This is a genomic window from Brucella sp. NBRC 113783 (assembly GCF_040372265.1).
Taxonomy (GTDB): Bacteria; Pseudomonadota; Alphaproteobacteria; order Rhizobiales; family Rhizobiaceae; genus Brucella; species Brucella teleogrylli.
Window position 1 is genome coordinate 921,187 of sequence record NZ_BAABRX010000002.1, and the last position, 12,297, is coordinate 933,483.

The window sequence follows — 12,297 nt, forward strand, 5'->3', positions numbered from 1 at the left end:
GCAACAACCATTTCGTATCGTGGAAGGCACATCGCGTGCCGGACTGCATCTATTTCACGCCGCGAAAGCCGGTTGGACAGCGCTAATTGCGCAACAATTCATTCCGGTTTGGAATGAACCAGTGCCGAATAGTCCGTATTGCCGACTTGGCCGGCAATCCACTGGCAGAATATCTGCGTCAGCGGATTTTCCAGTTTTCCTTCCGGCACGACGAGATAATAGTCATTCTCCGTCCGCATGGGCTTCTCGAAAAGCAGCACCAGCTCGCCATCGCGCAATTCCTGCTCGATCAGGTAAAGCGGCAGAAGCGCAAAGCCGAGACCGGCCAAAGCCGCGCCAATCACCATCGAGAACTGGTCGAAACGATGCCCCCGATAGGCCGACTGCCCCTCGACACCGCAGCTTTCAAACCATTGCGCCCACATTTTCGGTCGCGTCGCCAGATGCAGAAGCGGTTCGCTTTCAAGTTCTTCCGGCGCGGAAGGATGGCGGGTTTCCAGCAGGCGCGGGCTTGCAACCGGCACAATCACCTCGCTGCACAAAAAGCTGCAGGTCGCATGCGCCCAGACTGGTTGGCCGTAATGGATGGCAAGATCGTGCGGCTCTTCCTCGAAATCGAACACGCCGGAACGTGACGCGACATTGATAGCAATCCCCGGGTGCTTCTCGACAAAATCCGGAATACGCGGCATCAGCCAGCGCGAGCCGAATGTCGGCAAGGTCGCGACGCTGAACGAAGACGTGGACTGCGCTGAAGCCATCGCGCGCAACATCGTATCTTCGGTCTGGTTGAGAAGACGCCGCACTTCCGGCAGAAACTTGCGCCCGGCATCGGACAGGAGAATGCGCTGGCGGATACGCTCGAACAAAAGCACGCCGAGCTGGCTTTCCAGATCCTTGATCTGGCGGCTGACGGCGCTCTGGGTGAGATTGAGTTCATTGGCTGCCTGGGTGAAACTGCCATGGCGCGCAGCACATTCAAAGGCTTGCAAAGTGGCGATGTCCGGAATCAGTCTCCTGCTTAGCTTCATTCCAATCTCGCATTAACATAGTTGCTTTCAGCGCGATCATAACCGGAAAACGGCTGATATGATACATTTTCATCATAATCCCGTCATGTTTTCGCATTGCTGAATATGACCCCTACAAAGACAGTTTAGGTTCCACGGAAGCATACGCCATGAACGCGCAGAAATTCGTATCGCCAGACGCCATTCGTTCCGCTTTTTCAGCTGCGATGTCCGGCATGTACAGGGAAGAAGTGCCTGCCTACGGCACGCTGATGGAACTCGTCGCGGATGTGAACGCCAGGGTTCTGGCCGACGACAGGCATCTGCATGAACGCCTGACGGAAACTGACTCGCTGGAGCGTATTTCCGAAGAGCGCCATGGCGCCATCCGTCTCGGCACCGCCGCCGAACTTTCCATGATGCGCCGCGTCTTCGCGGTGATGGGCATGTTCCCTGTCGGCTATTACGATCTGAGTGCGGCTGGCGTTCCCGTGCATTCCACCGCTTTCCGTCCGATCGACGACGCCGCGCTGAAACACAATCCGTTCCGCGTCTTCACGTCGCTTCTGCGTCTCGACCTTATTGCCGACGAGCAGCTGCGCGCAGAGTCTGAAGACGTTCTTGCCAAGCGCAACATCTTCACCGCAGGCGCCGTTGCTCTGGTCGAGAAGGCTGAAGCCAATGGCGGCCTCGACGATGCCGACGCCAAGGCTTTCGTGGCTGAAGTGCTGGAAACCTTCCGCTGGCACGACCACGCCAATGTTTCCGCCGAGCTTTACCATCGCCTGCATGATGCGCATCGCCTGATTGCCGACGTTGTGTCGTTCAAGGGTCCGCACATCAACCATCTGACGCCGCGCACGCTCGACATCGACGCCGTGCAGGACCAGATGCCGGAACGCGGCATCAATCCGAAGGCTGTCGTCGAAGGTCCGCCGACTCGCAACTGCCCGATCCTTCTGCGCCAGACCTCGTTCAAGGCTCTGGAAGAAGAAGTCTCCTTCATCGGCAGCGACGGTCAGTGGACCGCCGGTTCGCACACTGCCCGTTTCGGTGAAATCGAACAGCGCGGCATTGCGCTGACGCCCAAAGGTCGCGGCCTTTATGACAAGCTTCTCAACGACACACGCGCCATTGCCCGTCCGGCCCCGGATGGCTCCAATGCAAGCGCTTACGTCAAAGCGCTGAGCGACACCTTTGCGGCTTTTCCGGACACCTGGGCTGGTATTCGCGAAGCGGGTCTCGGCTACTTCGCCTATTCGGTCAAAGATGCCGCGAAGCTTGCAAGTTTCAAGCCGAACACCGATATCGAGCTTCTCGTCGCCGCTGGCGCGGTGCAGTTCGACCCGCTGACCTATGAAGACTTCCTGCCGGTCAGTGCAGCCGGTATATTCCAGTCCAATCTGGGCGATGACGACACGCAGGAATTCGTGGAAAGCCCGAACCAGAAGCGTTTTGAAGAAGACCTTGGCGCCAAGGTTCTCAACGAATTCGAGCATTATGCCCGCATCGAACGCGAATCCATCGAAGCCGTACAGGCCCGCCTCGGCGGCCTTGAAGCGGCAGAATAAAGTTAAGACATAGAGAGGAAAGCTATGAACACCGCTGTCAGAAAAGTCGACGTGAAGAAGGAAGCCGCAGAGCTTCTCGCCAAGCTCGGTGTTGACGCTGCCGTTTACACCGCAGGCAACCTTGCCGGTTTCAGCCCGGTCACGGGCGAGCAAATCGCATCGGTCAAGACCCACAGCAAGGACGACGCCGCCAAGATCATCGACAAGGGCGATGAAGCCTTTCGCGTCTGGCGCAACGTTCCGGCGCCGAAGCGCGGCGAACTGATCCGCCTGCTCGGCGAAGAACTGCGCGCTTCCAAGGAAGATCTGGGCCGTCTCGTTTCGATCGAAGCTGGCAAGATCACTTCGGAAGGCCTCGGCGAAGTGCAGGAAATGATCGACATCTGCGATTTCGCCGTCGGTCTGTCGCGCCAGCTTTACGGCCTTACCATCGCAACCGAACGCGCTGGCCATCGCATGATGGAAACCTGGCATCCGCTCGGTGTTGTCGGCGTCATCTCCGCCTTCAACTTCCCTGTGGCCGTCTGGTCGTGGAACGCGGCTCTCGCCATCGTTTGCGGCAACTCGGTTGTCTGGAAGCCGTCTGAAAAGACCCTCCTCACCGCTCTCGCCTGCGACGCGATCTTCCAGCGCGCCCTGAAGCGTTTCGGCGATGCGCCGGAAGGCCTCTCGCAGGTCCTGCTCGGCGACCGCGAAATCGGCGAAGTCCTCGTGGACAGCCCGAAGGTTCCGGTTCTCTCGGCCACTGGCTCGACCCGCATGGGCCGCGAAGTCGGTCCGCGTCTTGCCAAGCGTTTCGCTCGCGCGATCCTCGAACTCGGCGGCAACAATGCCGGTATCGTCTGCCCGTCGGCCGATCTCGACATGGCGCTGCGCGCAATTGCTTTCGGCGCCATGGGCACCGCTGGGCAGCGCTGCACCACGCTGCGTCGCCTGTTCGTTCATGAAAGCGTTTATGACGCCCTCGTCCCACGTCTGCAGAAAGCCTATGCCAGCGTTTCCGTCGGTTCGCCGCTTGAAACCACCGCTCTGGTCGGTCCGCTGATCGACAAGGTTGCCTTCGACAACATGCAGAAGGCCCTCAAGGAAGCTTCCGCTCACGGCGGTAAGGTTCAGGGCGGCGAGCGCGTCGATACCGGCCATGAAAACGCTTACTATGTGCGTCCGGCCATCGTCGAAATGCCGAAACAGGAAGGCCCGGTTCTCGAAGAAACCTTCGCTCCGATCCTTTATGTGATGAAATATTCCGACTTCGACGACGTTCTGGCGAGCCATAACGAAGTTGGCGCCGGCCTGTCGTCCTCGATCTTCACGCTAAACCTGCAGGAAGCGGAACGTTTCCTTTCGGCTGAAGGTTCGGATTGCGGCATCGCCAACGTCAATATCGGCACCTCGGGCGCCGAAATCGGCGGCGCATTCGGCGGTGAAAAGGAAACCGGCGGCGGTCGTGAGTCCGGTTCGGATGCGTGGAAGGGCTATATGCGCCGCGCAACCAACACCATCAACTATTCGAAGGCACTCCCGCTGGCACAGGGCGTTTCCTTCGACATCGACTGATCTTGAAATAAGCTCAAAAGAAAACCCCGCTTCGGCGGGGTTTTTTATCATGTTTCAATCCGAGCTTAGAGGAGATCGACATCACCGCTTAGGAATATGGGAGCACATCCAGCGGTGGCTCGTCTGTAGGCATTGCCCGGCACACTTCGCCTCACAGTCAACTTGCTTATCAAAGAACGTTCCCTCATACGGGTCCTCCTCAGCTGAAGCCAAAAGAAGTGTCTGAGGAATGGCTTGGGAATCGCGATATACAAATGTGTTGCCTATCGATGATGATGCCATCTGTACTGAAGCCTGCTCTCCCGCATAAGCATATCCTGACGCGATAAAAGTCGACAATGCAAAGAAAAATAAGGAATACTTTTTCATAAAACCCTCTAATATTTATTTACATTTTAGATTTTATATTAATTTTTCTTAAAATCCACTCCAAGAACTCACTCACAAATATTGATAAAAAGAAACCCCGCAAAAGCGAGGTTCTTTATTGGCTTTGTATTGGCGACTAGCGAGATTGTCGTTATGGCGAGCCGAAAATCGTGGCTTTTAAGAACCGGCGCGCAACGTACTGAAGCACGTGAGTATCGGAAGCGCAAAAAGACGCGATTTGCAGGCCGCCAGAGCGGTAATATCACCCCATGCGCTCTGAAGCGAACGACCCGGGGCTCGCCGGGAAGACCACCGTGCGATTACCGTTGAGGAACGAACGGTGGTGGATATGCGCATGGACTGCACGGGCCAGTACCTGCGCCTCGACATCGCGACCGATGGAGACGTAATCGGCAGCGCTCTGCGCGTGCGTAATGCGCGCCACGTCCTGCTCGATGATCGGGCCTTCGTCGAGATCGGCGGTGACGTAATGCGCCGTCGCGCCGATCAGCTTTACGCCACGCTCATAGGCCTGCTTGTAGGGGTTCGCCCCCTTGAAAGATGGCAGGAACGAGTGGTGGATATTGATGATCTTGCCAGACATCTGCTTGCAAAGCTGGTCGGACAGAACCTGCATGTAACGCGCCAGCACGACCAGTTCCGTGCCGGTATCGTTGACAATATCCATCAGGCGCTGTTCGGCTTCCGGCTTGTTGGTCTTGGTGACGGCCACATGATGGAAGGGAATATCGTGGTTCACCACCACCTTCTGATAATCGAAATGGTTCGACACCACGCCAACAATATCGATCGGCAGTGCGCCAATCTTCCAGCGATAGAGCAGATCGTTGAGGCAATGGCCGAAACGCGAGACCATCAGAAGCGTCTTGGTACGCTTGGCGTTGTCGTGGAAATCGAAATCCATTTCGAATGGTGCCGCAACCGGCTGGAAGCCTTCGCTAAGGGTTTCGAGCGCCACGCCTTCTTCCGAAATGAAGCTGACGCGCATGAAGAAACGACCCGTATCGAGATCGTCGAACTGGGCGCTATCAATGATGTTGCAACCCTTAGCCGCAAGGTAACCCGAAATTGCGGCAACGATGCCGCGGGTGGACTTGCAGGTGACGGTCAGGACAAAATTATGCATCGGACTTCCTCAGTTTTCGAAGGCGCAGGCCAAAGCGCGCGCCTTGAAACTAGTTCACGATGCGGTCTCCGCCATGCCAGAATGCGTAATGCACTGACCGGATTGCGCTATCAAGCAACTTTGGAGGAAAGATTGCTCTTATTTGATCAAAGATGCGGATTGCGGTCCCTGTACCGCGCGACCAGTTCCCGGTTCACGTCGCTTGCCCCCGGCATATTGGCGCTGAGATAGATCGGCGCACTGCCGTCATCCACGAGGCGGGACGCAACATCGGCAAAGATCGCATTCAGGATCGTAACGCCCAGTGCCGTTGAAACCGGCCCGACTTTCAGGGCGCTGCCCTCCACTTCCAGCACGGCATCGCCCGCAGGCGCATCATTGTCGAGAACGACATCGGCCAGCGAAAGCAATTGCGTGCGTCCTTTGGCAATCGCGCTGGAATAAGTCACCGAAGTGACTGCGATCACCGCAGCGCCCTTCTCGCGGGCATAGCGCGCAGCTTCGATCGGCGCGGCATTGACGCCGGAATTGGACACGACGATCAGCACATCGCCTTCCTGAATGCCGTAGCGGTCGAGGATCGGCAGCACCGCGCCTTCGATGCGCTCGAAATGCGAGCTGGCTACGGCCCCATCCTGCAGCATGATCGCGCCGCAAAGGATCGGCACGGTGATCGCCAGACCACCGGCGCGATAATGCAGCTCTTCCGCCATCATGTGGGAATGGCCGGTGCCGAACACATAGACCCGACGGTCCGCCCGCGCGGCGGTGGCAATCAGGTCAGCGGCCTTTTCCATCGGTTCGGCCAGGCGGTCACGCAGGCTCGCCAGACGGGCAATCAGATCGTTGAAATAACGGTCGGTAATAGCTGTCATCGGTCTGCCCCTTACCCGGCTGCCTGTTTCACGCCGGAGCGCCAGGTTGTCTTGGCAAACAACCCGTCATCAAGATGCACCGCATCCATGCGCGTGCCGGGACGCAGCAATCCGCGATCAGCGAGCCGCAAATAACGTGCCGGATAAAGGCTTGCCATGCGCAGGGCTTCGGCTAGCGTCAATTCCAGTTCCGCCACGCCGAACCGAACCGCCGAGGCCATGTCGAGGTCGGAACCGGCAATGGTGCCATCGGACAGGATCAGCTTGGAGCAGATGCCACCCGGTACGCGCCGCACGGCGCGACCGTTGATCTCAAAGCTCTCCGCATTGGAGCCGACCAGCGCCATGGCGTCGGTGACGAAGAACAGATGCGCGTCGCCGCGCTTGGCGCGCAGCGCGAGCCGCAGCGCCATCGGATCAACATGGTGGCCATCGGCAACGATCCCGCACCATATATCCGGATGGTCGAGTGCAGCCCCCGCCAGACCCGGCGCGCGATGGCCGATCTGGCTCATCGCGTTGAAGAGATGGGTAACGCTGCGCGCACCGGCATCGAAACGCTTGAAAGCTTCTTCCGCCGTCGTGTCACTGTGGCCAATGCTGACCACCACACCGGCATCGCTCAAACGGAGCACCTGTTCCGGCGTCACCTGTTCGGCGGCCATGGTCACCAATAATGTACCGATCTGTTCGACCGTATGGATATAAAGAGCGATATCGGCGTCATCGACCGGACGCATCAGTTCGGCCAGATGCGCGCCCTTGCGTGCAGGCGCCAGATGCGGCCCCTCAAGATGCAGGCCTGCGACACCCTTGTCGGCTTTCACCGCTTCAACGGCCGCCTCAATGGCGCGGTCACGCACGACAGTCGTATCGGTAATGAGCGTCGGCAGCAGGCTGGTCGTGCCATATTTGCGATGCCCTTCGGCAATCACGAACATGGTTTCCGGCGTCGGCTGATCGTTGAGCATCCGCCCGCCGCCGCCATTGACCTGCGCATCGATAAAACCCGGCGCAATGACGCCACCCTTCAGGCGCTCGACCTGATGGGCCTCGCCAAGTGCCGCCTCCGGTACAATGGCCTCGACCTTGCCGTCGCTGAAAACAAGGGCAGACTGATCGTGAAACCGCTCGCCGTCGAAAATCCGCGCACCGGCTATTGCTGATTTTTTTGTCATACCGTCACCGTCACCTTGTTGAGATTGCGCGGCTTGTCGGGATCAAAACCCTTGCGGCGCGTCACCGCTTCAATGACACGATAGTAATTGATGAGCGAAACCAGCGGATCAAGATGCGGGCTGCCCGTGCTGGCCGATGGCAGACGGAAGCCCGGCGTTTCGGCATCGGACAAGGTCACGATGCTGGCGCCGAAGGAATGCAACCGCTTCAAGGCCGCAATATTGGTGTCGAAAGCCTCGTCGCGCGGCAGGAAGGAGATAATCGGGAAACCTTCTTCCACCAGTCGCATCGGGCCATGCATCAGTTCGGCCAGCGAAAAGGCTTCCGCATGAATATTGGCGGTTTCCTTGGCCTTCAGGGCGGCTTCCAGCGCGATGGCATAGGCCGTGCCGCGACCGCCCGTGTAAAGCGAGCGCGCATTGAAAAGAAGGTTTTCGACAGCTTCACGCCCATCGGGGCGGGTTGTGGCAAGCGCTTCCGGCAGACGCTCTAAACCGGCGCGCAGATCGGCATCGCCGCTTGCAGCCGCGACCACGCCCGACAGGGCAGCCACTGCGGCAATGAAGGACTTTGTGGCCGCGACGCTCTTTTCCTCACCGGCATTCAGCGCAAGCACGAGATCCGCCTCTTTGCCGAGGGGGCTGTCCACCACATTGACCACGGCAATCGTCGTCGCGCCGCCCTTTTTGGCTGCGGCCTGTGCTGCCACGATGTCGGGGCTGGCACCGGACTGTGAAACGGTAAAATGCACGCCGCGCGCAAGCTTCAGCTTCGAGCCGTAGACCGAAGCAACCGAAGGCCCGATGGAGGCGACCGGAATACCGAGCGTGATTTCCATCAGATATTTGAAGAATGTCGCCGCATGATCGGAAGAACCGCGCGCCGCCGTGGTGATGACTGCCGGTTCATTCTTCGCGAAAATCTTTGCGATCTCGGCCAGCGTGCCGGCTTCCTTTTCCAGAAGCGTTGCAACCACCGCAGGCGATTGCTCGGTTTCCTGCAACATCAGGGATGGTTGGCTTACCATGGTCATTCTCCAATTTTCAGTTCGGCGACAAAGTCATAGGCGTCGGCGCGATAATGCGAGCGGGTGTATTCGACGATACGGTCGTCATCGAGATGCGAGATGCGTTCAATCAAAAGCGCCGGAGCGCCGCGATGCACGCCGAGAAGGCGCGCGGTGCCGGGATCGAGAGTCACGGCGGTCAACCGCTGCAAGGCGCGCACCGGCTTGTAACCGCGCCGCGCCAGCGCGCCATAAAGCGACGCTTCATCGACACGATCCGTATCCAGATAATGGCGCGGCACCACGGCGCGTTCAAAAGCCATCGGCACGCCATCGGCAAGACGCAGGCGGTCGAGCCGCACAATGGACGTATCCACGCCGACGCCGAGCCGAAAGGCTTCATCCGGCGACGGCTTGTCGAGGCGGTTCGTCACCACGCGCGCGCCCGGCTCCTTGCCACGCGACAGCATGTCTTCCGAAAACGATGTCAGCCGCCACAAATGCTGGCTGATGCGCGCGGGGCGCTCCGCAACAAATGTACCGCTGCCGCGCCTTGATTCAACCGCACCCTGCGCCAGCAATTCCTTATAGGCATTGCGCACCGTGATGCGCCCCAGCCCAAGCTCCTCGGCCAGGTCGCGCTCCGGCGGCAGACCGACAGCGGGGGCCAGTTTCCCCTCTTCAATCAGTTCACCGAGAATACGCGCCAGATTGCGATAAAGCGGCCCCGTCCGCTGCGGATCGTGCAGGCCGCGCTCTTCGATGGATGTGATTAAGGTGGTTCTATTCATGCCCGACATAATAGAACCTATATAGAACCAATAGCAAGTGATGTTTTTATGAAATACGCAAGCGCCCATTCCCGCTGGCTATTTTTGCAAACGCTTGGCGCAATAGGGCCGCGTCAAGCAGGACGCACCCGAAGGACTGTTTAAATTGGAAGCGGATTGGTTCTAGATTTTATCAACCAGCTGCCGACCAACAGGGCTGAGTTCGTAGCGTGTGCGCTGGGTTCGCGGGTCGCGCTGCGTAATCAGGATATAGCCACCGTCTGCGCCCAGCAGATTCACCTCACGCAGCACTAGCGCATGCTCGATACCCAGCACCCGGCCAAAAGTCCGACTGTCGGCGGCAACGCCCAGCGCCAGTGCGGCGATGATGCCCGCGCCAAATGGTGAAAGATTTTCGGACGTGGCAACCAGCCTTTCGACCAGCGCCATATAGTCGGCAGCAGCTTCATCCATCAAGCGGCGACGGGCTGTACCGGTCGGAACGAAACGATCACCGATTTCGAGGTCGGCGTGAAACTCTCGTCGCCGGAGCTGCCAAGCGGCACCAGCACATTCATTTCCGGATAATAGCCAGCGATGCAGCCGCGCGGAATATCATAGGGTACGAAACGGAAATCGCGCGCGACCCGTTCCAGACCATCGACGAATTCGCCGACAATATCGGCGCGGTCGCCCGCCTCGACACCGATATCAGCCATGTCGAGCGGGTTCATGAACACGACTTGCCGCTCGCCATAGACACCGCGATAGCGGTCGTCCATGCCGTAGATGGTCGTATTGTACTGGTCGTGGCTGCGGAAGGTCTGCAACACATAGCGGCCCGGCTTGCCCCGCGCCTGCTGATGCTCGATGGCTTCCGGCAGCGCGCCGGTCCAGAACGTGGCCTTGCCGTTCGTCGTATTCCATTCCAGTTCACGCGCCGTGTTGCGCAGGTGGAAACCGCGCGGCACACGCACACGCTTGTTAAAATCGTAGAAATCTGGCAGCACCCGCGCAATGCGGTCGCGGATCAGGTCGTAATCATCAGCCATTTCCAGCCAGTTGACGGGCTTTGGACCGAGCGTCGCATTGGCCATGCCCGCAATGATCGCCACTTCCGAACGCAAATGCGGCGAGGCTGGCGAATTGATGCCGCCCGATCCATGCACCATGCTCATGGAATCCTCAACCGTGACGATCTGCGCCACACCCTTGGAATTCAGATCGATTTCAGTGCGTCCGAGACACGGCAGAATGAAGGATTCCTGACCCGGCACCAGATGCGAATGATTGAGCTTGGTTGCGATATGCACGGTCAGACGCTGGCTCGACAGTGCTTTCGCGATGATCGGGCTGTCTGGCGTCGCGCGGGCAAAATTGCCGCCAAGCCCGATAAAGGCCTGTGCCGTTCCGTCCAGCATGGCGCCAATGGCGCCGATGACGTTATGGCCCGGCTCACGCGGCACATCGAAACCGAATTCCTTTTCCAGCGCATCGAGAAATGCCTGCGGCGGATTTTCGTTAATGCCGACCGTGCGGTCGCCCTGCACATTGGAATGGCCGCGCACCGGGCAAAGGCCAGCGCCGGGCCTGCCAATATTGCCGCGCAACAGCATGAAATTGGTGATCTCGCGGATGGTGATCACCGAATGGCGATGCTGGGTCACGCCCATGGCCCAGGTGCAGATGACCTTTTCCGCCTGCATATAAATCTCTGCCGCCCGCTCCAGCGATTGCGGCAACAGACCGGACTGATCCTCGATCTCCTCCCACGTCGTCGCATCCACGGCAGTGCGATAGGCTTCGAGCTCGGCGGTATGGGCGCTCAGAAATTCCCGGTCGAGAATGGACGGCTCACCTGCGGCGAGCGCCGCGTCATCGGCTGCGAACACTGCCTTCGCCATGCCGCGAAACGCCGCCAGATCGCCGCCCAGACGTGGCTGGAAATAATCGCTGGCTATCGCTTCGCTGCCGCCATGCAGCATTTCAAGCTTGTTTTGCGGATCGGCAAAACGCTCCAGCCCGCGCTCGCGGATCGGATTGAACACAACGATGCGCGCGCCGCGTTCGGCAGCGCGGCGAAGATCGCCCAACATACGCGGATGATTGGTGCCGGGGTTTTGCCCGACGACAAAAATCGCATCGGCTTGTTCGAAATCTTCCAGCAGCACCGTGCCCTTGCCGACGCCGACCGACTGCTTCAGCGCCACGCCGCTCGCTTCGTGGCACATATTGGAGCAGTCAGGGAAATTATTGGTGCCATAGGACCGCACGAAAAGCTGATAGAGAAAGGCGGCCTCGTTGGAGGCTCGACCCGACGTATAGAACTCTACCCGATTGGGGTTGTCGAAGGCGCGCAGAAGCTCGCCGATGCGGGCGAGCGCAGCATCCCATTCGACGGCCTCGTATTTGTCAGTCGCCGCATTGTAGCGCAGCGGATGCGTCAGACGACCAGTGTTTTCCAGATCGTAATCGGTCCAGTTGCGCAATTGCGAAACCGTATGCTCGCGGAAAAAGGCGGGTGTGGTGCGCCGGTCGGTCGCCTCCCATGCCACCGCCTTGACGCCGTTTTCGCAGAATTCGAAGGATGAGCCATGTTCCGGATCGCCCCATGCACAACCGGGGCAGTCGAAACCATCGGGCTGGTTGGCCTTGAGCAAGGCACGGGCGCCCGTCAGAGGCGCGCCGCTGGCAAGCAACTGCTTGCCGCAGCTTTTCAGAGCGCCCCAGCCACCGGCAGCACTTGAGCTTTTGCCGATGAAACCGGTTTTGGAACCCTTGCCATCCTTGCTCATCTCGAAATCCTTGTTGCA

Annotated in this window: 10 protein-coding genes; 2 read left to right on the forward strand and 8 right to left on the reverse strand. The window is 59.0% G+C overall.

Features of this window, described 5'->3' with window-relative positions; all coding sequences use genetic code 11:
- Positions 1-98 precede the first annotated feature (98 nt).
- On the reverse strand, positions 99-1,031 hold the full coding sequence (locus ABWW11_RS09750; RefSeq protein ID WP_121536588.1) for a LysR family transcriptional regulator: 933 nt from the start codon (positions 1,029-1,031) through the stop codon (positions 99-101).
- 149 nt (positions 1,032-1,180) lie between these two features.
- On the opposite strand from ABWW11_RS09750, the gene hglS reads away from it, so the two are divergent.
- Together hglS and amaB are read left to right on the forward strand one after the other, a co-directional pair.
- A complete protein-coding gene (gene hglS / locus ABWW11_RS09755; protein ID WP_109369563.1) occupies positions 1,181-2,581 on the forward strand; it encodes a 2-oxoadipate dioxygenase/decarboxylase HglS in 1,401 nt (466 codons plus the stop codon).
- Positions 2,582-2,605: 24 nt separating this feature from the next.
- Complete coding sequence (gene amaB, locus ABWW11_RS09760) at positions 2,606-4,138, forward strand: L-piperidine-6-carboxylate dehydrogenase (RefSeq protein WP_109369564.1); 1,533 nt, start codon at positions 2,606-2,608, stop codon at positions 4,136-4,138.
- A gap of 631 nt (positions 4,139-4,769) precedes the next feature.
- Here the strand turns inward: amaB and purU are convergent.
- The 7 genes from purU to ABWW11_RS09795 form a co-directional block, all read right to left on the reverse strand.
- Positions 4,770-5,654 (reverse strand): formyltetrahydrofolate deformylase, encoded by an 885-nt coding sequence (gene purU, locus ABWW11_RS09765; RefSeq protein WP_109369565.1) that lies wholly within the window; start codon positions 5,652-5,654, stop codon positions 4,770-4,772.
- 146 nt (positions 5,655-5,800) lie between these two features.
- Entirely contained in the window at positions 5,801-6,529 is a 729-nt protein-coding gene (locus ABWW11_RS09770; RefSeq protein WP_109369566.1) for an SIS domain-containing protein, read from the reverse strand.
- Positions 6,530-6,540: 11 nt separating this feature from the next.
- Positions 6,541-7,707, reverse strand: a complete 1,167-nt coding sequence (gene nagA, locus ABWW11_RS09775; RefSeq protein ID WP_319080629.1) for an N-acetylglucosamine-6-phosphate deacetylase — start codon at positions 7,705-7,707, stop codon at positions 6,541-6,543.
- A complete protein-coding gene (locus ABWW11_RS09780) occupies positions 7,704-8,735 on the reverse strand; it encodes an SIS domain-containing protein (RefSeq protein ID WP_109369568.1) in 1,032 nt (343 codons plus the stop codon). Before ABWW11_RS09780 ends, nagA begins: the two co-directional genes overlap by 4 nt.
- A 2-nt stretch (positions 8,736-8,737) precedes the next feature.
- The gene (locus ABWW11_RS09785) at positions 8,738-9,505 is read right to left on the reverse strand and encodes a GntR family transcriptional regulator (protein WP_109370284.1); all 768 of its coding nucleotides are present in this window, start codon (positions 9,503-9,505) and stop codon (positions 8,738-8,740) included.
- Positions 9,506-9,667: 162 nt separating this feature from the next.
- On the reverse strand, positions 9,668-9,958 hold the full coding sequence (locus ABWW11_RS09790) for a hypothetical protein (RefSeq protein WP_371831114.1): 291 nt from the start codon (positions 9,956-9,958) through the stop codon (positions 9,668-9,670).
- Positions 9,958-12,279 carry an FdhF/YdeP family oxidoreductase gene (locus ABWW11_RS09795; RefSeq protein ID WP_109370285.1) on the reverse strand — a complete coding sequence of 774 codons (2,322 nt, stop codon included), beginning with the start codon at positions 12,277-12,279 and terminating at the stop codon, positions 9,958-9,960. Before ABWW11_RS09795 ends, ABWW11_RS09790 begins: the two co-directional genes overlap by 1 nt.
- Positions 12,280-12,297 lie beyond the last annotated feature (18 nt).

Coding starts and splice junctions, on each gene's coding strand:
- hglS (WP_109369563.1), top strand. CDS start 1,181: ATGAACGCGCAGAAATTCGTATCGCCAGACGCCATTCGTTCCGCTTTT.
- ABWW11_RS09790 (WP_371831114.1), bottom strand. CDS start 9,958: ATGGATGAAGCTGCTGCCGACTATATGGCGCTGGTCGAAAGGCTGGTT.
- amaB (WP_109369564.1), top strand. CDS start 2,606: ATGAACACCGCTGTCAGAAAAGTCGACGTGAAGAAGGAAGCCGCAGAG.
- purU (WP_109369565.1), bottom strand. CDS start 5,654: ATGCATAATTTTGTCCTGACCGTCACCTGCAAGTCCACCCGCGGCATC.
- ABWW11_RS09795 (WP_109370285.1), bottom strand. CDS start 12,279: ATGAGCAAGGATGGCAAGGGTTCCAAAACCGGTTTCATCGGCAAAAGC.
- ABWW11_RS09750 (WP_121536588.1), bottom strand. CDS start 1,031: ATGAAGCTAAGCAGGAGACTGATTCCGGACATCGCCACTTTGCAAGCC.
- ABWW11_RS09780 (WP_109369568.1), bottom strand. CDS start 8,735: ATGGTAAGCCAACCATCCCTGATGTTGCAGGAAACCGAGCAATCGCCT.
- ABWW11_RS09785 (WP_109370284.1), bottom strand. CDS start 9,505: ATGAATAGAACCACCTTAATCACATCCATCGAAGAGCGCGGCCTGCAC.
- ABWW11_RS09770 (WP_109369566.1), bottom strand. CDS start 6,529: ATGACAGCTATTACCGACCGTTATTTCAACGATCTGATTGCCCGTCTG.
- nagA (WP_319080629.1), bottom strand. CDS start 7,707: ATGACAAAAAAATCAGCAATAGCCGGTGCGCGGATTTTCGACGGCGAG.